This is a genomic window from Pseudonocardia sp. WMMC193 (assembly GCF_021728735.1).
Lineage (GTDB): Bacteria > Actinomycetota > Actinomycetes > Mycobacteriales > Pseudonocardiaceae > Pseudonocardia > Pseudonocardia oroxyli.
The window spans coordinates 4,111,338-4,129,480 of record NZ_JAKKDO010000003.1 but is presented as its reverse complement, the minus strand read 5'-3'; the positions used below and the strand labels follow the sequence as shown (position 1 = coordinate 4,129,480).

At 74.3% G+C, this 18,143-nt stretch carries 20 protein-coding genes and 1 tRNA gene; 12 read left to right on the top strand and 9 right to left on the bottom strand.

Annotated features, from left to right (window positions below):
* The first annotated feature begins 104 nt into the window (after positions 1 to 104).
* Complete coding sequence (locus L3X23_RS21375) at positions 105 to 1,466, top strand: S1C family serine protease (RefSeq protein WP_237193976.1); 1,362 nt, start codon at positions 105 to 107, stop codon at positions 1,464 to 1,466.
* 204 nt (positions 1,467 to 1,670) lie between these two features.
* Positions 1,671 to 2,165 carry a molybdenum cofactor biosynthesis protein B gene (locus L3X23_RS21370; RefSeq protein WP_374205000.1) on the top strand — a complete coding sequence of 165 codons (495 nt, stop codon included), beginning with the start codon at positions 1,671 to 1,673 and terminating at the stop codon, positions 2,163 to 2,165.
* Between the two features lie 45 nt (positions 2,166 to 2,210).
* Here the strand turns inward: L3X23_RS21370 and L3X23_RS21365 are convergent, their stop codons facing one another.
* Complete coding sequence (locus L3X23_RS21365) at positions 2,211 to 2,636, bottom strand: antitoxin (protein ID WP_237193974.1); 426 nt, start codon at positions 2,634 to 2,636, stop codon at positions 2,211 to 2,213.
* A gap of 92 nt (positions 2,637 to 2,728) precedes the next feature.
* Between L3X23_RS21365 and L3X23_RS21360 the strand changes: the two genes are divergently transcribed.
* On the top strand, positions 2,729 to 2,893 hold the full coding sequence (locus L3X23_RS21360; RefSeq protein ID WP_237193971.1) for a hypothetical protein: 165 nt from the start codon (positions 2,729 to 2,731) through the stop codon (positions 2,891 to 2,893).
* A 17-nt stretch (positions 2,894 to 2,910) separates the two neighbouring features.
* Here the strand turns inward: L3X23_RS21360 and mscL are convergent, their stop codons facing one another.
* The 4 genes from mscL to L3X23_RS21340 form a co-directional block, all read right to left on the bottom strand.
* Positions 2,911 to 3,330: a large conductance mechanosensitive channel protein MscL gene (mscL, locus tag L3X23_RS21355; RefSeq protein WP_237193969.1), complete on the bottom strand. Its 420-nt coding sequence runs from the start codon at positions 3,328 to 3,330 to the stop codon at positions 2,911 to 2,913.
* A gap of 55 nt (positions 3,331 to 3,385) precedes the next feature.
* Positions 3,386 to 4,027 (bottom strand): SAF domain-containing protein, encoded by a 642-nt coding sequence (locus L3X23_RS21350; protein ID WP_237193967.1) that lies wholly within the window; start codon positions 4,025 to 4,027, stop codon positions 3,386 to 3,388.
* A 97-nt stretch (positions 4,028 to 4,124) separates the two neighbouring features.
* On the bottom strand, positions 4,125 to 4,466 hold the full coding sequence (locus L3X23_RS21345) for an FmdB family zinc ribbon protein (protein WP_237193966.1): 342 nt from the start codon (positions 4,464 to 4,466) through the stop codon (positions 4,125 to 4,127).
* Positions 4,467 to 4,517: 51 nt separating this feature from the next.
* Positions 4,518 to 5,207, bottom strand: coding sequence for a 5-formyltetrahydrofolate cyclo-ligase (locus L3X23_RS21340; RefSeq protein WP_237193964.1), 690 nt, complete (start codon positions 5,205 to 5,207; stop codon positions 4,518 to 4,520).
* A gap of 34 nt (positions 5,208 to 5,241) precedes the next feature.
* On the opposite strand from L3X23_RS21340, the gene L3X23_RS21335 reads away from it, so the two are divergent.
* From L3X23_RS21335 to L3X23_RS21305, 7 genes are all read left to right on the top strand, one after another.
* Positions 5,242 to 6,129: a UTP--glucose-1-phosphate uridylyltransferase gene (locus tag L3X23_RS21335; protein WP_237193962.1), complete on the top strand. Its 888-nt coding sequence runs from the start codon at positions 5,242 to 5,244 to the stop codon at positions 6,127 to 6,129.
* A gap of 5 nt (positions 6,130 to 6,134) precedes the next feature.
* Positions 6,135 to 7,364 carry a gephyrin-like molybdotransferase Glp gene (gene glp, locus L3X23_RS21330; protein WP_237193960.1) on the top strand — a complete coding sequence of 410 codons (1,230 nt, stop codon included), beginning with the start codon at positions 6,135 to 6,137 and terminating at the stop codon, positions 7,362 to 7,364.
* A gap of 12 nt (positions 7,365 to 7,376) precedes the next feature.
* Positions 7,377 to 8,039, top strand: a complete 663-nt coding sequence (locus L3X23_RS21325) for a GNAT family N-acetyltransferase (RefSeq protein ID WP_093084815.1) — start codon at positions 7,377 to 7,379, stop codon at positions 8,037 to 8,039.
* A gap of 245 nt (positions 8,040 to 8,284) precedes the next feature.
* Positions 8,285 to 9,415 (top strand): gephyrin-like molybdotransferase receptor GlpR, encoded by a 1,131-nt coding sequence (glpR, locus tag L3X23_RS21320; RefSeq protein ID WP_237193958.1) that lies wholly within the window; start codon positions 8,285 to 8,287, stop codon positions 9,413 to 9,415.
* A gap of 45 nt (positions 9,416 to 9,460) precedes the next feature.
* Positions 9,461 to 9,533: transfer RNA gene (locus tag L3X23_RS21315), tRNA-Ala, on the top strand.
* 89 nt (positions 9,534 to 9,622) lie between these two features.
* On the top strand, positions 9,623 to 10,186 hold the full coding sequence (locus tag L3X23_RS21310) for a hypothetical protein (protein ID WP_093084821.1): 564 nt from the start codon (positions 9,623 to 9,625) through the stop codon (positions 10,184 to 10,186).
* 154 nt (positions 10,187 to 10,340) lie between these two features.
* Positions 10,341 to 11,123 carry a helix-turn-helix transcriptional regulator gene (locus L3X23_RS21305; RefSeq protein WP_237193956.1) on the top strand — a complete coding sequence of 261 codons (783 nt, stop codon included), beginning with the start codon at positions 10,341 to 10,343 and terminating at the stop codon, positions 11,121 to 11,123.
* A 61-nt stretch (positions 11,124 to 11,184) separates the two neighbouring features.
* Here the strand turns inward: L3X23_RS21305 and L3X23_RS21300 are convergent, their stop codons facing one another.
* The gene (locus L3X23_RS21300; protein ID WP_237193955.1) at positions 11,185 to 11,802 is read right to left on the bottom strand and encodes a helix-turn-helix domain-containing protein; all 618 of its coding nucleotides are present in this window, start codon (positions 11,800 to 11,802) and stop codon (positions 11,185 to 11,187) included.
* Between the two features lie 93 nt (positions 11,803 to 11,895).
* Between L3X23_RS21300 and L3X23_RS21295 the strand changes: the two genes are divergently transcribed.
* Positions 11,896 to 12,708 carry a DMT family transporter gene (locus tag L3X23_RS21295; protein ID WP_237193953.1) on the top strand — a complete coding sequence of 271 codons (813 nt, stop codon included), beginning with the start codon at positions 11,896 to 11,898 and terminating at the stop codon, positions 12,706 to 12,708.
* 64 nt (positions 12,709 to 12,772) lie between these two features.
* Here the strand turns inward: L3X23_RS21295 and L3X23_RS21290 are convergent, their stop codons facing one another.
* Complete coding sequence (locus tag L3X23_RS21290; protein WP_374204885.1) at positions 12,773 to 14,365, bottom strand: dolichyl-phosphate-mannose--protein mannosyltransferase; 1,593 nt, start codon at positions 14,363 to 14,365, stop codon at positions 12,773 to 12,775.
* A 25-nt stretch (positions 14,366 to 14,390) separates the two neighbouring features.
* On the opposite strand from L3X23_RS21290, the gene rsmI reads away from it, so the two are divergent.
* Positions 14,391 to 15,209: a 16S rRNA (cytidine(1402)-2'-O)-methyltransferase gene (rsmI, locus tag L3X23_RS21285; protein ID WP_237193951.1), complete on the top strand. Its 819-nt coding sequence runs from the start codon at positions 14,391 to 14,393 to the stop codon at positions 15,207 to 15,209.
* Between the two features lie 9 nt (positions 15,210 to 15,218).
* On the opposite strand, the gene L3X23_RS21280 is transcribed toward rsmI, so the two are convergent.
* Together L3X23_RS21280 and L3X23_RS21275 are read right to left on the bottom strand one after the other, a co-directional pair.
* A complete protein-coding gene (locus tag L3X23_RS21280) occupies positions 15,219 to 16,949 on the bottom strand; it encodes a pyruvate dehydrogenase (protein ID WP_237193949.1) in 1,731 nt (576 codons plus the stop codon).
* Between the two features lie 21 nt (positions 16,950 to 16,970).
* Entirely contained in the window at positions 16,971 to 18,143 is a 1,173-nt protein-coding gene (locus L3X23_RS21275; RefSeq protein ID WP_093084842.1) for a cation:proton antiporter, read from the bottom strand.

Sequence of the window (18,143 nt, the reverse complement as noted above, 5' to 3'; positions counted from 1 at the left end):
TCTGTCAAGGAGGGAAGTATTGTCGGTGCGTCCCGTGCGCGGATCGTCGGTGGGCGCGGCTAGGGTGCGCCGCACAGGCGGACGGACCGGGGGCACGCACGCGGATGACCGAGGGACACAGGAGGCCCGAGCAGGGCCGACATGCCGGAGAGCCCGAGGATCCGCAGGTCGGGGCGTCGTACGAGGGCGAGCCCGACGCGTCCGCCGAGCCCCCGCCCGTCGCGGCGGCCGAGGTGAGGACGCCGCCGACGGGAGTCCCGCAGCCGGACCCGCTGACCGACACCGGTCGGCACGCGCTGATCGAACCGGAGACGGGGCCACAGGCCGTCGTCGCCCCGGGTTCCGGGGGCGCCTCCGACGTGCGTCCGCCTGCCGCCCCCACCGCACCCGCCGCGCGCGGCCGTTCCCGCCTGCTCGTGCTCGCTGCAGGCGCGGTCGTGCTCGCCCTGCTGGCCGGGGCGGCGGGCGGGTGGATCGGGTGGTCGCTCGCCGACCGCCGGACCGCCGAGCTGGGTGTCCTCGCGCCGGGCCTGCCGCAGGCGGATCCGGCGTCCGCGCAGCTCACCCCCGTCGAGGCCGTCGCGGAGAAGGTGCTGCCCAGCGTCGTGCTGCTCCGCGTCGAGGGCGGCGGGCCCGGTGGGGACGAGGGCTCCGGCATCGTGCTCAGCCCGGAGGGGCTGGTGCTCACTAACGACCACGTCGTCGCCCCGGCCGCGGACGGCGGCGCGATCACCGCGGTGCTGAGCGACGGCCGGTCCTTCCCGGGGCGGATCGCGGGCCGCGACATCGGCTCCGACCTCGCGCTCGTCCGGCTCGACGGGGCGGCCGGGCTCGCCCCCGCCGAGCTGGGGAACTCGGACTCGCTGCGCGTAGGGCAGCAGGTGGTGGCGTTCGGGGCCCCGCTCGGGCTGGACGGGACGGTCACGACCGGGATCGTGAGTGCGCTCGACCGTGCGGTGAGCGTCGGCGGCGAGCGTGGGGGCGGCCAGGCCACCGTGCTCAACGCCGTGCAGCACGACGCGCCGATCAACCCCGGCAACTCCGGCGGCCCGCTGGTGGACCTGCAGGGGCGCGTCGTCGGCGTGAACTCCGCGATCGCCAGCACCGGGGGACAGCAGGGCGGGTCGATCGGCGTCGGGTTCTCCATCCCGGTCAACCAGGCCGCGCGGGTGGCCGACGAGCTCGCCCGCACCGGCACCGCGACCCGGGCCGTCCTCGGCGTGAGCGTGACGCAGGCGGGGACGCCCGCGTCGGGAGGCGCCGTGGTCGGGCAGCTCACCCCCGGTGGTCCGGCCGAACAGGCGGGGCTGCGCCCGGGAGACGTCGTGCTGCGACTCGACGACCGGCCGATCGCGGACGGGGACGAGCTGGTGGCCGCCGTCCGCGACCATCGGCCCGGTGACCAGGTGCGACTCGTCCTCAGCAACCGTGAGGTCGTGGTCACCCTCGCGGGTGAGCCCAGCTGAGCTTTCGGCCGAACGGCCACCGGCATCCGGCGCAGATAGTCGCGAGGCTGGGCACAAACCGTTCGATCACGTCATGATGGGCGGCGCGTCGCGGTGCCCCGCGGCGTCGCCAGGGCCCGCGTCGGTGCAGGAACCCCCTCCCCGCACCGGCGCGGTCCCGCCGACGTCCGCCGGTCGCGGCCCCACTACGGTGAGCACATGGAGATGGCGACCCCGCAGATCGGTCGTGCCCTCGTGGTGATCGTGGACGACCGGGTGAACCACGGAGAGGCCCGCGACCGCACCGGGCCCCTGGTGGCGGAGCTGCTCGAGGAGGCCGGGTTCGTCGTCGACGGCGCCGTCTCCGTGCCCGGCGAGGCCGTGGCGATCCGCAACGCGCTGAACACGGCGGTGATCGGCGGTGTCGACCTCGTGATCACCGTCGGCGGCACCGGGGTCTCGCCCCGGGACGTCACGTCAGACGCCACGGCGGGTGTGCTCGACCGCCCCATCCCCGGGATCGCCGAGGCCATCCGCGCCTCCGGTCTCGCGGCGGGCGCGGTGGACGCGGGCCTCTCGCGGGGGCTGGTGGGGGTCTCGGGAAGCACCCTGGTGGTCAACCTGGCGTCCTCGCGCGCCGCGGTGCGAGACGGCATGGCGACCCTGTCCCCGCTGGTCGCGCACGTGATCGGCGAGCTCTCCGGCCTCGACGCCGGCTGACCCGCCCGCGGGGCGCTGCGCCACCCCGCGGGCGAGCGGCGGGGATCAGCTCGCCGGAGTGGTCCCGCCCTCGGGCGTCGGGCCCGGGGTGGGCGTGGTGGCACCCGTGCCGGGCTTCGGCTCGGTCTCGGTGCTCGACTCCGGGGCCGCGGTCGGCGTGGGCGACGGCGGCGCGGGCGTGGTGGGCTGCGCCGTCGCGGTCGGCGAGGCGGGCGACTCGTCCTTCTTGAGCGCGTCCCCGACCTTCTCCTTCACCGACCCGATCTGCTCGCTGTACTTGCCCTTGGTGGCCTCGTCGACCTTCGCCGCGGCCTTCTCGACCAGCGGGCCCGCCTTCTCGCGCGCCTGCTCGACGTAGGGCGCGGCCTTCTCGCTCGCCTGCTCCAGGTACGGCTTGGCCTTCTGCTGAGCCTGGTCGACGTAGGGCTTCGCCTTGTCGACGAGCTCCTTGAGCGTGTCCTGCCAGCCCATCGTTCCTCCACCACCTGTTCGCGACCCGGTCATCCGGCGTCTGTCCATGGTGGCACCGAAACGGCGTTCGCGTCGGCCGGCACCATGGAGTCATGTCAGAACTGCCGGATCGGGTGCGCCGCAGGCTCGCGGAGGTCTTCGGCGAGACCCTGCCCGAGATCACCCGGGACGAGCAGGAGGACGAGGTGCGCCCGGCGGACCGGGAGCGCGACGAGGCCTGGTACCGGGAGAACCGCCCGCCCCACCACGGGGGCTGACGGCTTCCCGGGCGGCATCAGGCCTGGTGCTTCCCCTCGCCCTCCGTGCCCGACTGGGCCTTGAGCAGGTCGCGGATCTCGGCGAGCAGCTCGACGTCCGTCGGCTCCGCCGGGCCCGGCTCCTCGCCGCGCTTGCGCCGGTTCTTGATCGTGGTGATCGGCAGCACGAAGACGAAGTAGACGATGGCCGCGACGATCACGAAGTTGATCGCGGCGGCGATCACGGCCGAGAAGTCGATGAAGGTGTTCGGCTTGTCGGCCTGCAGCAGGATGCCCAGCCCGGGAACCGTGGGTGGGGTGATGGCGTTGAGCAGCGGCTCGATGATGCTCGAGGTGAACGCCGTGACGATCGCGGTGAACGCGGCGCCGATGACGACCGCGACCGCGAGGTCGACGACGTTGCCCCGCAGGATGAAGTCTTTGAAGCCCTTGAGCACCGGAATAATCCCCCTCCGACGGACTGCCCGCGGCCCACACGCCCGCCGCGCTTGATCAGCTGTGCGAGCGGAGCGTAACGGCGACCTCCTCGGAGAGCGAGGCGGCGGCGACCCGCGTGGCGCGTTCGCGCGGCAGCGCGACCAGCGCGGATCGCCCGCGGGCCGCGGACCCGGGTGGTCCCGTCGCCGGGTCCAGCACGGTCAGCACCACGGCGGACTCGGCGAGGACGGTGCCGCCGCCGGTGATCACGTCCACGCGCGTTCCCGGGGTGAGGAGGGCCGCGACGTCCGGATCCGCCAGCCGCACCGGGACGGCGGCGGCGTCCGCGATCCCGGTGGCGGCAGCGGCGAGGGCGGGACCCGCGAGCCGCAGGTCGGTGACCGGTTCGCCGCTGCGCAGCGCCCCCGCGGCGACACGGCCCGCCGCCGCGTCGACGGCGCCGACCGCGCCCGACGGCACGATCTCCGACGGCCAGCCGCGCACGGCGAGGTCCGCGACGGTGAGCACGGATCCGGGGGCGACGTCCCGCGCGACCACGACGACGTCCGTGGTGCCCGTGCCCACGGGGCGCACGGCCAGGACCACGGCGAGAACGGCCAACGCGGCCGCGATCGCCCGGCGCAGCAGCACCGCGCGCCGCCAGGCGGCCTGCGCGCGGAACCACCCGACCAGGTCACGGCTGCGTCGTTCGCTCATGCTCGCGACGGTAGGGCCGCACCCGGGCCTCAGCGCCGCGGATCGTCGGCCTGTGGATGGAGCGGGCCGGGTGTGGACAACTCGGCCCGTCGAGGGGTCAGGAGGCGGCTGCGGCCGGGGTGCTCGACGACGATGAGCCGGAGTCGGTCTTGCTGCCCGAGGAGCTCGACTCGGTCTTGCTCGACGAGGACGAGGACGAGGACTCGGAGGAGCTCTCGGACTTGCTCGAGGAGTCCGACCCGCTGCTCACGCTCGAGGAGCCGGAGCGGCTGTCGGTCCGGTAGAAGCCACTGCCCTTGAACACGATCCCCACGGAGGAGAACACCTTGCGCAGCTTGCCCCCGCACACCGGGCACACGGTCAGTGCGTCGTCGGAGAAGGACTGCACGGCCTCGAACCGATGGTCGCAGTCGGTACAGGCGTACTGGTAGGTCGGCACGTGATCCTCCGAGAACTGGCACTCTTCACAAGCGAGTGCCAGCATAACCCGTCAGGCCCGACCGATGTTCCCCGTCACAACGATTCCGGCAGTCGGCATGGCCACACCCGTGACCGGGTGGTCGTGCGCGTCGGCCGGCACCGCGTCGAGCAGCTCTCCGTCGTAGAGCAGGGCCAGCAGCGCGGTCCCGGGTGCACTCCCGCCCAGCGTGCGGTCGTAGTAGCCGCCGCCGCGGCCCAGTCGGTGGCCCGCGCGGTCGGCCGCCAGCGCGGGGACCAGCACGGCCACGGCGGTGCGCAGCGCTGCCGGGCCGAGCCGGGGTGTCGTGGGCTCACGCAGCCCGAGCGGACCGGGCCCGAGCGAGTCCGCGCCCCGGTAGGGGGCCCAGTCGAGGGCGCCCGGCCGGGGCGGCACCACGGGCAGCAGCACCGACCGCCCGGTGGCGCGCAGCCCGTCCAACAGGTCGAGCGAACCCGGCTCCGCACCCACCGGCAGATAGGCGCAGACCGGGCCGTCCGGTCGGTCCTGCGCCCACTCCAGGACATGGCTGCGCAGGTCCTCGGCCGCCTGGGCGCGTTGGGGCGCGGTCAGGGCGCGGCGTGCGGCCAGCAGCCGGGTGCGCAGGGTCTGCTTGTCGGGGACCGCGATGGCCGGTCGCGGAACCGGGGGGTTCCGCGGGTCGCCCGTGCCGCCGTTCGCCCCGTTCGAGCTGCTCCGAGCGCCCGATCCGTGCTCCGCCACCCGGTCACGCTAACCGCCGGCCTAGGCTCGCGGAATGAGCCAGCCCTCCGCCCTGCGCTCGGCCGTCGTCCCCGCCGCCGGTCTGGGCACTCGTTTCCTGCCGACCACCAAGGCCGTGCCGAAGGAGCTGCTGCCGGTCGTCGACACCCCGGGTGTCGAGCTGATCGCCGCCGAGGCCGCCGAGGCGGGTGCCCAGCAGCTGCTGATCGTCACGTCGCCGGGCAAGGAGTCGGTCGCCGGCTACTTCGAGCCGTCGCCGGACCTCGAGAAGACCCTCGAGTCCCGGGGCAAGGAGGCGCTGCTCAGCAAGGTTCGGCGTGGACCCGGCCTGATCGACGTCAAGACCGTCTACCAGTACGAACCGAAGGGTCTCGGACACGCGGTGGCGCAGGCCGAGCAGGCCCTGGAGGCGGACGAGCAGGCGATCGCCGTCCTGCTGCCGGACGACATCGTGCTCCCCACGGGCGTGCTCAAGACCATGATCGCGGTGCGGGAGGCGAAGGGCGGCAGCGTGCTCTGCGCCTTCGACATCCCCAAGGCCGAGATCTCGCCCTACGGCGTGTTCGACGTGAGCGACACCGAGGACCCGGACGTCAAGCAGGTCCACGGCATGGTCGAGAAGCCCTCCCCGGAGGAGGCCCCGTCGACCTTCGCCGCCGCGGGTCGGTACGTGCTGGACCGGGCGATCTTCGACGCGCTCCGCCGGATCACCCCCGGCGCGGGCGGCGAGCTGCAGCTGACGGACGCGGTGCAGCTGCTGATCGACGAGGGCCACCCGGTGCACATCGTCGTCCACCGCGGCGGGCGCCACGACCTCGGGAACCCGGGCGGCTACGTCCGCGCCTTCGTGGACTTCGCGCTCGATCACCCCGATTACGGCGCGTCCCTGCGCACCTGGCTGGCCGAGCGCCTGGAAAACTGACGCGCGTGCGGAGCGTCGACGAGCAGCTCAAGAGGGTCCTGGAGATCGCGGCCCGGCCGGCCCCGGTCCGGGTGGCGCTCGCCGACGCCCAAGGGCTGCGCAGCGCCGAGGAGGTCGTCGCCGCGCGGGCGCTGCCCGGGTTCGACCAGGCGGCGATCGACGGCTACGCGGTGCGCAGCGTGGACGTGGTGGGCGGTTCCGCCGCCGGGCCCGTCGAGCTGCCCGTGGTGGGGGAGATCCCGGCGGGATCGCGGCAGCCGCTGCGGCTGCAGCCCGGCCAGGCTGTGCAGGTGGCGGCGGGCGCACCGCTCCCGACGCTGGCCGACGCGGTGCTGCCGCGCGACCACACGGACGGTGGGTCGGCGCGGATCAAGGTCACCCGCGGGGTGCCGTCGGCGGCGTTCGTGCGGCGCCTGGGCGAGGACATGCAGCCCGGGGACGTCGCGGTGCGCCGGGACGCGGTGATCGGCGCCGCGCAGGTCGCACTGCTGGCCGCCGCGGGTCGGGACAAGGTCCTCGTGCACCCGCGGCCGCGGGTCTCGGTGGTCGCCATGGGAGACGAGCTGGTCGACGTCGCGCGTCCGGCCGCGGCCGGACACGTGCCGGACGTGGCCTCGTTCGCCCTCGCCGCGGCGGCGCGGGAGGCGGGTGCGGAGATGGCGCGGCCCCCGCGGCTGGTGCGGTGCGACGCGCGGGAGCTGCGCTCGGCCGTCGAGGACGCCTTGCCGTTCTCCGAGATCGTCGTGATCTGCGGGGCGGCCGGGGGCAACGCGGGCGCCGAGGCGAAGGCCGCGTTCGCGGGGCTGGGCGAGATCGACACCACTCGGGTCGCGATGGCCCCCGGGTCGTCGCAGGCCTTCGGCAGGCTCGGCAAGGACCACGTGCCGACCTTCCTGTTCCCGGCGAGCCCCGCCACCGCCCTGGTGCTGTTCGAGGTCCTGGTGCGGCCCCTGATCCGGCTCGGGCTGGGGATCACCGACCCGCACCGGCGCGTCGTCTCGGCCCGGCTGACCTCGCCGCTCACCTCACCGGAGGGGCGGCGCTCGTACCTGCGCGGGCGGTTGCTGCGCGAGGTCGCGACGAACGAGTACGTGGTGCAGCCCCTGGCGACGGGCGGGGTGCACCTGCTCTCCACCCTCGCCGAGGCGAACGCGCTGATCACGGTCCCGGAGGACGCGACGGACGTCGGGTTGGACGACCGGGTCGAGGTCGCGCTGCTGTCCTCGCGCCGGTAGCGGCGGCAGCGAATGGCCCACGCGCAGTCCGAGTACGTCGGGCGCCATCCCGGCTGGCCCGCTCGGCTCGGTCCCCTGGACGTCCGGGCCGGTCGGGTCGAGCTGCGTCCGGTGAAGCTGTTCGACGGTGCGACCTGGTCGGAGATCCGAATCCGGGACGAGCAGCACCTGGTGCGTTGGGAGCCGTCGACGCCGGGCGGCTGGGCCCGGCGCAACGCCCCGGCCGAGTGGCCCGGCCGCTGGTGGCTGCTGCGCGGGGCCGCCCGGCGCGGGGCGGCGCTGCCCTTCGCGATCGTGCTGGACGGCACCCTGGTCGGCCAGGTCATGATCGGCAACGTGGTGCGGGAGCCGCTGCTGTCCGCCTACGTCGGCTACTGGTGCGATGCGCGCGTGAACGGCAAGGGCGTGACCACGGCCGCGGTGGCGCTCGCCGTGGACCACTGCTTCGGCGCCGTCGGGCTGCACCGGCTGGAGGCGACCGTCCGGCCGGAGAACGGGCCGAGCCTGCGCGTGCTGGCCAAGCTCGGCTTCCGGGAGGAGGGCCTGTTCCAGCGCTATCTGGACGTGGACGGTGCCTGGCGTGACCATCTCTGCTTCGCCCTCACCGCGGAGGAGATGCCGCTGGGTGGTCTCGCCGCACGGCTGGTCGCCGAAGGGCGTGCCGGCCGGCCGTAGCCGGAGGTGTCGCCACTCCACCATCAGGGTGCCCTGTCCGGGCGGCGATATCGCACAGAGTGGTCACGTCAGTACCAGTTGTCACACCCGTCCCGGCAGAACCGTGGATCCGGTGGAGGACCACGGCGCGTCGCAACCCGGATCCCGGCCGCGCGCTCACTACCGTGGGACGTCCGGGCGTGATCTTGGCTCCGGCCCGGAGCGGATCACGTGCCGTCTGCGCCGTTCGGGGAGGGAGGCAGCTGGTGCCCAGCTCGTTGATCTTCGCGGGTCTCGTGGTGCTGTGGCTGCTGATCCTCGTCCCCGCGGTCGCGCGGCGCCGGCAGGAGGTCGAGCGGCCGAGCATGGCGGCTCTCTCCGGTCGGGTGTTGGAGCGGCCGGTGCGGCACTGGAGCCTGGAGGTGGATCCGATGGACACGGACGACGAGCGGAGCGGTGCCCTCACGACGCAGGGTGGCGCCACGGTGCCCGCCGCACGCCGCGGCGACGAGTCGGACACGTCGTCCGACCCCGCCGCGGACGCGTACGAGGACATCGACGAGCAGGACGAGCACGGCGAGCAGGACGAGCGCGCCGCCGCGGACCCGGACGAGGGCTACGCGGCGTCGGGCTACTACGCCTACGACTCCGACGACACCACCGCGATGCCGCGCCACGAGCCGCGCGCGCGGGGCGAGGCCTGGGAGCGTCCGCCCGCCGCGTTCCGCAGGGGGCGCGGCGGGTTCGACGCGGAGGCCGCGGCCCTGGCGGCCGGCGCGCGCTACGCCTTCCGCCAGCGCGTGGTCATCGGGCTGTTGGTGCTGGCCGTCGGCACGGCGATCGTCGCGGCCCTGGCCCTGCCCGCGCTCTGGTGGGTGCACGGGCTGGTCGACCTGGCGCTCGTCGGGTACCTCGTCTACCTGCGCCGACAGGTGCGGATGGAGGAGGCGATCCGGGCCCGCCGGGCCGCGCGCATGGCGGGCACCCGGCGTCCGTCCGCGGCGGACGACCCGGAGCTCGACGGGTGGGCGCGGCGTGGTCGGGAGGCCGGCGAGACGGACCACGGGAGCCTCGACGACGTCGACGACCTCGACGATGTCGACGCCTCCGCCGGCGAGTCCGACGGCTCCGAGGATGCGGAGGACGACTGGGCGGCCGACGACGACGGCGACCCCCGCCGGGTGCGCGGGACCGGCGAGCCCGTCGGGGTCCTGCCCGCCCACCGCCGCAGCGTCGACGGGGCCGCCGCCCCGGCGCACGTCGAGTCGGCCCTGCCCCGGCTGCAGCCCGCCCCGCCGCCGCCGCTGCCTGCGGGAACGCAGCTCGTCGACGTCGACGACGAGGACGACGAGCTCCCGATCGAGGGTGGGGCCTACCCTCGTGCAGCGGGCGAATAGCGGCTGATAAGGTTTCTCCTGCACGGCCGGAAGGCCTGCAGGCCTGGGGCTGTAGCGCAGTTGGTAGCGCGTCTCGTTCGCATCGAGAAGGTCAGGGGTTCGATTCCCCTCAGCTCCACTCCCGATCATCACGGCCCGGTCTCCGCGTGGAGCCCGGGCCGTCGTCGTCTGATCCGCGGGGGCCCACGGCGTGATAGGCATGCGGGCGTGAAGGCGCTCGGGATCCTCGTCCTCCTCACGGCCGGGGTGGCGGCGCTCGCGGTGTGGGATCCGTTCCACCTGCTCGTGGCGCCCTGGTTCGCCGGGATCGCGGTGGGGGTGGCCGCGGTGTTCCTGACGTGGTGGCTGACCCGGGTCGTCCGCGGGAAGCTCCTGCGGGGGCTGATCACCACGTTCGCCGGGCTGGCGCTGCTGGTCTGGGGGGCGTTGGTGTGGGCGACGATCACCATCTCGCCGGGCCTGGCGGTGCTGGAGGAGGTGCCGGGTCCGCCGGACTCCCGGCTGCGGCTCGCGATCGTCGAGGTGCAGACGTGGGCGGTGGACGGGCCCACCTACTCGGTCCGGCTGCGTGCGGGCGAGGGTCTGCTGACCCAGGACTCGCCGGTCTGGGTCGGGTTGGGCGAGGGCGCCCGGCCCGCGGAGGTCCGGTTCGCCGACGGGGGCACGGTCGAGGTGGTGAGCAGCGGGGGCTGCGGCTACCGCTCGACGGTGAACGCGGTGACGCTGGCCGTCGACCCGGTCCATCGGCCCCTGCGCCTCGACGGCTGCTGACCCTGTCCGTGGACGCGGTGGACGGGCGTGCGGCCCGCACTCGGGGACACCCGGGGGAATCGCGTCCGACCTGGCGCTATCGCGTCCATGGACACCCGCCGTTGGGCCGAACGGTGCTTTTCGCCTCGGGGACGAGTTCTCGATACTGCTCCTCGTGCCGGAGACACCGATCCATCAGGGCCGCGACAGCCCGCAGCGGTTCTGCGCGGACTTCGCCCGCGAGCTGAGCACCCGCGGCACCTCGGTGCGGGAGGCCGCGGAGAAGTCCGGGTGGAGCAAGAGCGCCATCGGCAACGCGCGCACCGGCCCCCGGTTGCCGCGCCGCGAGCTCGTGGTCGACGTGCTCTCCGCCATCGGGTTGTCGGAGGCCGAGGTGGGGGACTGGACGCTGCGGCACGCCGCGCTCACCCTGGGCGCCACCGATCCCGCCCCGCCGCAGCCGCAGGCACCGCCCGCGTCGCGGCGGCCGCTCGTGCTGGTCGCGATCGGGGCCGCCCTGGTCGGCGCGGTGCTGGCCGCGCTCGTCACCGCACTGGTGCTGCGCCCCGCCCCGGCGCCGGCGCCGGTGCCGCCCGCGGTCGCCGCCGTCGTCACGATCCAGAACAAGGTCGCCCTCGGCGCCACGGACCTGGTGGAGGACAGTGGGCCCGCCTACCTGTCGTCCCGACCCGAGCCCTTCTGCGGGCGCAACGGCTGCAAGCTCGACGGTACGGACGTGACCAGCGGGATCCTGCTGCCCGCGGTGTGCACGGTCACCGGCGCCGAGATGTGGAACTACAACCTCGACTCGCCGGCCGCGGACAACCCGAACCGGGCGCGCTCGGCCCTCTGGTACCGGCTGACCTGGCCGGACGGGCGCGCGGGCTACCTGTCCGAGGTCTACCTGGACCCCGCCTCGCGCGGCGGGCTCGGCCTGCCCGCCTGCGCGGCACCCTGACGGCGCCGTCCGTGCCGGTTCGCTGCGCAGGAGGGGGTCGCAGCGCCCGACGCGGGCGGCGTCAGTCCCCCTCGGCCGCGGGGGCGATCGCCGAGGGCGGGACCAGGCCCGAGTCGCCGGGCTGCAGCACGACCATCGTGAACCGCACCGGATCGGGGCCCACGCCGGAGTAGCGGTGCGGGGCGTGGGCCTCGAACAGCAGCGTGTCGCCCTCGCCGAGCTCGTGCTCGGCCTGTCCGACCCGCAGCCCGAGGCGGCCGCTGAGCACGGACAGCACCTCGCTGGTGCCGACCGCGTGCGCCTCGCCCTCGAACGCGTCGCCGGGCTGCAGGGTCCAGTCCCACAGCTCGACGATGTCCGGCGGGTCCGTGCCGATCCGGAACACCGCCGTGCTGCCCGTCGCGTTGCTCCACAGCGGGACCGCCTGCTCCGCGCGCCGCACGACCACGCGCGGCGCGACGTCGCCGTCGACGAGGGAGGCCACCCCCACGCGCAGCGCCTCGGCGAGGTGCACGAGCGTGCTGATCGACGGGTTGCCGCGGGCGGTCTCGATCTGGATCACGGTGCCGCGGCTGACGCCCGACGCCGCGGCCAGGGCGTCGATCGTCATCCGGCGCTGCCGGCGCAGGGCGCGGACGTTGCGGCCGATGGAAGCGGCGACGTCGTCGGGAGACTGCACGCGGTCCATTCTGTCGTATCTCGCTGGACAGTCTGATGAACCCGACCTACAGTCCAGCATCGTGTTCTGGTTCGTCCACTCTGTTGTACTGTCATGATCCCCCTCGCACTGGGCTCGGCGGTCTCCTACGGGATCGCGGACTTCGCGGGCGGTCTCGCCGCCCGCCGCGCCTCGGTCCTGCGCGTGACGGCGGTCGCGCAGGCCGCAGGCCTGGTGACGTTGCTCCCCGGACTCTGGCTGCTCGGTGGGGCCTTCAGCGGCTCGGCCGTGGGTCTCGGCGCGGTCGCCGGACTCTGCGGGGTGTCGGGGCTGCTGCTCTACTTCCGCGGGCTCGCGGTCGGCCCGATGGGGACCGTCGCGCCGCTGTCCGCGGTGGTGGCGGCGGGCCTGCCCCTGGTCGTCGGGCTCGTGCGGGGCGAACGACCCGGGCTCGTCACGCTCGGCGGGATGGGGCTCGCGCTCGTCGCGATCGTGCTGTCCACCATGGGGTCGCGGCGCGAGGCCGCCGCGCTGCGCGGCGTGCTGCTCGGCCTGGCGTCGGGCGCGGGGTTCGGGCTGTTCTTCGTCGTGCTCGACGCGACCCCGCCGGACTCCGGGCTCTGGCCGCTGGTGGCGGGCCGCACGACCACGGTGGCGCTGCTGCTGGTCGCCCTGGTCGTGGTGCGTCCCGGCGGGCGGGGGAACCCGGGGCTGATGGTCCTCAGCGGCGTCCTCGACTCGGCGGCGAACGTGCTCTTCCTGCTCGCGACCCGGCTCGGCGACCTGGGGCTGACCAGCGTGATCGTGGCGCTCTACCCGGTCGTCGTGGTGCTGCTGGCCCGGGTGGTCCTGCGCGAACGCCTCACGCCCGCGCAGCTCACGGGCGTCGTGCTGGCGATCGGGGCGAGCGTCGCGATGAGCGCCTGACGGCGCTCGTGCGTGGTAAGTGGTGCTCTGGCACCAGTTACCACGCACGGGCAGCGAAGCTGCGTCACCTCCAGCTCGGGAGCCAGAGCTCGGCCTGCCAGTGGGCCGGGGTGATCGGGAGCCCGACGAGGATGGGCCACAGCCAGGCGAAGTTGGCGACGACCGCCCCCACCCAGAGCCCGACGACGAGCAGGCCGGTCTGGCGTCGTTCGGGGCCCGCGCGCCGGGCCCGGCCGAGGACGTCCCCCATCGCGAGCATCGTGGCGAGCACGAGGAACGGCGCCACCGGCGTCATGTAGAAGAAGTACATCTGCCGGTCGATGTTCACGAACCACGGCAGGAACCCGGCGCCGTAGCCGACGAGGACCGCGACGAACCGCCAGTCCAGCCGCGTGATCACCCGCCAGATCGCCCAGAGCAGCACCGGGATCGCGGGCCACCAGAGCGCCGGCGTGCCGACGAGCATGACCGCGCTGGTGCAGGTGCCCGCCGCGTCCCCGGTGCAGGGGACGTCCGACTCGAAGAAGTACAGCATCGGCCGCAGGCCCATCGGCCACGTCCACGGCTTGGACTCCCACGGGTGCGGATGCCCGACGGGGGTGTCGAGGCCCTCGTGGAAGGCCAGGACGTGACCGGAGTAGTACCACAGCGACCGCAGCGCGTCCGGCACGAACGACCAGGGCCCGCCGGTGCCGACCTCCCGCCCGACGACGTGCCGGTCGATCCCGGTCTCGCTGCCGAACCACGCCCACCAACAGGACAGGTAGGTGACGATCGGCAGCAGCGCGAGCGCCCCGAGCGCGGGGACGAGGTCGCGGCGGACCGTGCCCGCCCACGGCCGCGGGACCCCCGCGGCCCGGCGCGCCGCGACGTCCCACAGCACGCTCAGCACCCCGAAGAAGACGATCCAGTAGGAGCCGGACCACTTCACCCCGCAGGCCAGCCCGAGCAGCACGCCCGTCGCGATCCGCCACCAGCGCACGCCCAGGTGCGGGCCGAAGGGCGAGTCCCCGACCCGGTCCACGAGGCGGCCGAGCCGGTCGCGGACGTCGTCCCGGTCGCGGACCAGGGTGCAGAAGGCGGCGAGGACGAAGAAGGCCTGGAAGATGTCCAGCATCCCGACGCGGGCCTGCACGTGGGACACGCCGTCGCAGATCAGGAGCACGCCCGCGATCCCGCCGAGCAGCGTGGAGCGGGTCAGCCGCCGCCCGACCCGGACGATCATGAGGATCATCAGCGTGCCGCAGAGGGCCGCGGCGGCCCGCCAGCCCACCGGGTCGTAGCCGAAGACCCACTCGCCGATCGCGATCAGCTGCTTGCCCAGCGGGGGGTGTGCGACGAGCTCGTACCCCGGGTTGTCCTCGACGCCGCCGTTGCGCAGCATCTGCCAGGCCTGCGGCACGTAGTGCTTCTCGTCGAAGACCGGGGTGCCGCCGTCCGTCGGGTAGCCCAGCCCCGCGAACCGCAGCACGCCGCCCAGCAGGGTCAACGCCACCGCGACGATCCAGCCGCGGGCCCGGTCGGTGGGCATCGGGGGGCCGAGGCGGACGGTCGGGTCCGGTTCCGGGGCCCGCAGCGGCGGGGGCGTGCCGACGACGGTGGCGCCGACGACCGCGCGTTCGTCCGGCTCCACGACCCGATCCCGGCGCGACTCCATCGGGAACCATCGTAGGGTCGCAGCCATGCTCGTTCTCGCCGCCACCCCGCTCGGGGACCCCCGGGACGCGTCGGTCCGGCTGCGGGAGGCGATCGAGACCGCGGACGTCATCGCCGCCGAGGACACCCGCCGGTTCCGGCACCTCGCCGCGGCGCTCGGGGTCGCACCCGCGGGGCGGGTGATCAGCCACTACGACGACAACGAGGCGGCCAGGCTGCCCCGCCTGCTCGACGACGTCCGGGAGGGGCGGACGGTGCTCGTCCTGTCCGACGCCGGGATGCCCGCCGTGTCGGACCCCGGCTACCGCCTGGTCGCGGCGGCCGCGGCCGAGGACCTGCCGATCACCTGCCTGCCCGGCCCGTCCGCCGTGACCACCGCCCTGGTGCTGTCCGGGCTGCCCAGCGACCGCTTCACCTTCGACGGCTTCGCCCCGCGCAAGGACGGCGACCGCAGGCGCTGGCTCGCCGAGCTGGCCCGGGAGCGGCGCACGACGGTGTTCTTCGAGTCCCCGCGCCGCCTCGGCGAGACCCTGGCGCTCGCCGCCGAGGTGCTGGGCGGCGAGCGTCGCGCCGCGGTGTGCCGCGAGCTGACCAAGACCTACGAGGAGATCCGCCGGGGGTCGTTGGCCGAGCTCGCGGACTGGGCGGCTGCGGAGGTCCGCGGCGAGATCACCGTCGTGCTGGCCGGGGCGAGCGCCGCGACCCCGACGATCGGGTCGCTGCTGCCCGCCGTGCAGGAGCGGGTGGCGGACGGCGAGCGTCTCAAGGACGCGGTCGCGGACGTGGCCGCCGCCGCGGGGGTGTCGAAGCGGGACCTCTACAACGCCGCGGTGGAGAGCGCCTGACCGGGCCGGTCAGGGCCGCGGGATGGACCGCAGGTTGGCGCGGGCGAGCTCGAGCATCCGGCCCACGCCGCCGTCGAGGACGGTCTTCGTGGCGGCCAGGGCGAACCCGCGGACCTGCGCGGCCGTGATGTGCGGCGGGATCGACAGGGCGCTGGGATCGGTGCGGACGTCGACCAGTGCGGGGCCCGGGTGGTCCAACGCCTGCCGCAGGGCCGCGCGCAGCGCGCTCGGGTCCTCCACCACCACCGACTCGATGCCGCAGGCCCGCGCGATCCCGGCGAGGTCCGCCACCCCGTGGTCGGTCTGGAAGGACGGGTAGCCCGCGACCATCATCTCGAGCCGGATCATCCCGAGGCTGCCGTTGTTGAACGCGACCACGGTCAGCGGCAGGTCGTGCTCGTGGGCGGTCAGCAGCTCGCCGAGCAGCATCGTCAGCCCGCCGTCTCCCGACATCGACACGACCTGGCGCCCGGGCGCGGCGTAGGACGCCCCGATGGCGTGCGGCAGCGCGTTGGCCATGGTCCCGTGCCGGAACGAGCCCAGGATGCGGCGGCCGCCGGTGGGGGTGAGGTAGCGGGCCGCCCAGACGTTGCACATGCCGGTGTCGACCGTGACGATCGCGTCCTCGGCGAGCTCCTCGTCCAGCACCGACGCCACGTACTCGGGATGGATCGGCCGGTGGTGCTCGACCCGGGAGGTGTAGGCCTCGACCACCTTCTCCAGCTTCCCGGCGTGCGCGCGCAGCATCCGGTCGAGGAAGGACCGGTCGGTCTTCTCGGCGATGAGTGGGAGCACCGCGCGCAGCGTCGCTCCGACGTCGCCGTGGATCCCGAGGTCCAGCGCCGTGCGCCTGCCCAGCCGCCGCGGGTCGCGATCCACCTGCACGGTGTTGCGGCCGGGCAGGAACGCGTCGTAGGGGAAGTCCGTGCCCAGCAGGATCAGCAGTTCGGCCTCGTGCGTGGCCTCGTAGCAGGCGCCGTAGCCCAGCAGCCCGCTCATCCCGACGTCGAACGGGTTGTCGTACTGGATCCACTCCTTGCCCGCCAGCGAGTGCCCGATCGGCGAGTGGATCTTCGCGGCGAGCTCGAGCACCTCGGCCCGGGCGTGCCGCACCCCGGCGCCGACGAAGAGGGTGACGCTGCGCGCCGCGTCGATCGCCGCCGCCAGCGCGGCGACCCGGTCCGGGGCGGGCGTCACGACGCCGTCCGGTTCGATGATCGCCCCGTGTCCGGTCGGGTTCGCCGCGGGCAGCGCCGTGACGTCCCCGGGCAGGACGAGCACCGACACCCCCTGCTCGGCGACGGCGGTCTGCATCGCGATGCGCTGCAGGCGCGGCAGCTGCTCGGGCCGCGACACCAGCTCGCACCAGGCCGAGCACTCCACGAAGAGCCGCTCGGGGTGCGTCTCCTGGAAGTAGCCGGTCCCGATCTGGGTCGACGGGATGTGCGAGGCGAGGGCGAGGACGGGCGCGCCGCTGCGGTGGGCGTCGTAGAGGCCCTGGATCAGGTGGGTGTTGCCGGGTCCGCAGGAGCCGGCGCAGACGGCGAGTCGGCCGGTCACCTGGGCCTCGGCGGCGGCGGCCAACGCGGCGGCCTCCTCGTTGTGGACGTGCACCCACTCGATGCGCCCCGAGCGGCGCAACGCGTCGACGAGGGGGTTCAGGCTGTCGCCCACGAGGCCGTAGATCCGCTCGACACCGGCCTGCTCGAGGACTTCGACGATCTGCTCCGCGATGGTCACGGGATCATCCTGGCCGAGTCGCTACTGGTGTGCAGGCGTCCGCTGCAGGGCCCGCGCCACCGGCTCCACGAACTTCGCCGCGATGGGCCCGAGCACGGCCATGATCAGCACGTACGCGGTGGCGAGGGCGGCCAGCTCGTTCGGGACGGCGGCGTAGGACACGGCCAGGCCCGCGATCACGATCGAGAACTCGCCCCGGGCGATCAGTGCCGCGCCCGCCCGGGCCCGGCCGAGTTTCCCGATGCCCGCCCGGCGCGCCGCCCACCAGCCCGTCGCGATCTTGGTCAGCGACGTGCTCACCGCCAGCACGATCGCCCAGCCCAGCACCGGCGGGATGGCCCGGGGATCGGTGTTCAGCCCGAACACCACGAAGAACACCGCCGCGAAGAGGTCCCGCAGCGGTTCCAGCAGGCGGGTGGCGTTGTGCGCGGTGGAGCCCGAGATCGCGATGCCGAGCAGGAACGCGCCGACCGCGGCGGACACCTGCAGCGCCGACGCCAGGCCCGCGACCAGCAGCGCCGCGCCCAGGACCTTGAGCAGGAAGACCTCGCGGTCCGGGCTGTCGACGACCATCGACACGTACCGACCCCACCGCAGCGCCACCACGAGCACGACGGCGATCACGGCGACCGAGATCGCCACGGCCTCCAGGCCGCCGAGCAGTGTCACACCGACGAGAAGGGCCGTGAGGATCGGCAGGTACACGGCCATGACCAGGTCCTCGAACACGAGGATGGACAGGATCGTCGGCGTCTCGCGGTTGCCGAGCCTGCCCAGGTCCGACAGCACCTTCGCGACGATCCCGGACGAGCTGATGTAGGTGACGCCGCCCATCACCATCGCCCCGACCGGGCCCCAGCCGAGGATGAGCGCGACCGCGATCCCGGGCGCGGCGTTCAGCACGATGTCCAGCACGCCGCCCATCCACGAGCGGCGCAGCCCGGTCATCAGCTCGGTCGCCGAGTACTCCAGACCCAGCAGCAACAGCAGCAGGACGACGCCGACCTCGCTGGCCAGCGACGTGAACTCGCCGATGTCGCCGAGCGGGATCAGCCCGCCGGTGCCGAAGCAGAGCCCGCCGATCAGGTAGAGCGGGATGGGCGAGAGGCCGATCCGCCCCGCGAGCCGCCCGAGCAGCCCGAGACCGAAGAACACGGCGCCGAGCTCGATCAGCTCGAGCGCGGTGTGGTCCAC

Excerpts from the sequence above, each read along its gene's own strand:
- L3X23_RS21375 (WP_237193976.1), top strand. The coding sequence starts at position 105 with ATGACCGAGGGACACAGGAGGCCCGAGCAGGGCCGACATGCCGGAGAG.
- L3X23_RS21370 (WP_374205000.1), top strand. The coding sequence starts at position 1,671 with ATGGCGACCCCGCAGATCGGTCGTGCCCTCGTGGTGATCGTGGACGAC.
- L3X23_RS21365 (WP_237193974.1), bottom strand. The coding sequence starts at position 2,636 with ATGGGCTGGCAGGACACGCTCAAGGAGCTCGTCGACAAGGCGAAGCCC.
- L3X23_RS21360 (WP_237193971.1), top strand. The coding sequence starts at position 2,729 with ATGTCAGAACTGCCGGATCGGGTGCGCCGCAGGCTCGCGGAGGTCTTC.
- L3X23_RS21350 (WP_237193967.1), bottom strand. The coding sequence starts at position 4,027 with ATGAGCGAACGACGCAGCCGTGACCTGGTCGGGTGGTTCCGCGCGCAG.
- L3X23_RS21335 (WP_237193962.1), top strand. The coding sequence starts at position 5,242 with ATGAGCCAGCCCTCCGCCCTGCGCTCGGCCGTCGTCCCCGCCGCCGGT.
- L3X23_RS21325 (WP_093084815.1), top strand. The coding sequence starts at position 7,377 with ATGGCCCACGCGCAGTCCGAGTACGTCGGGCGCCATCCCGGCTGGCCC.
- L3X23_RS21295 (WP_237193953.1), top strand. The coding sequence starts at position 11,896 with ATGATCCCCCTCGCACTGGGCTCGGCGGTCTCCTACGGGATCGCGGAC.
- L3X23_RS21290 (WP_374204885.1), bottom strand. The coding sequence starts at position 14,365 with ATGGAGTCGCGCCGGGATCGGGTCGTGGAGCCGGACGAACGCGCGGTC.
- rsmI (WP_237193951.1), top strand. The coding sequence starts at position 14,391 with ATGCTCGTTCTCGCCGCCACCCCGCTCGGGGACCCCCGGGACGCGTCG.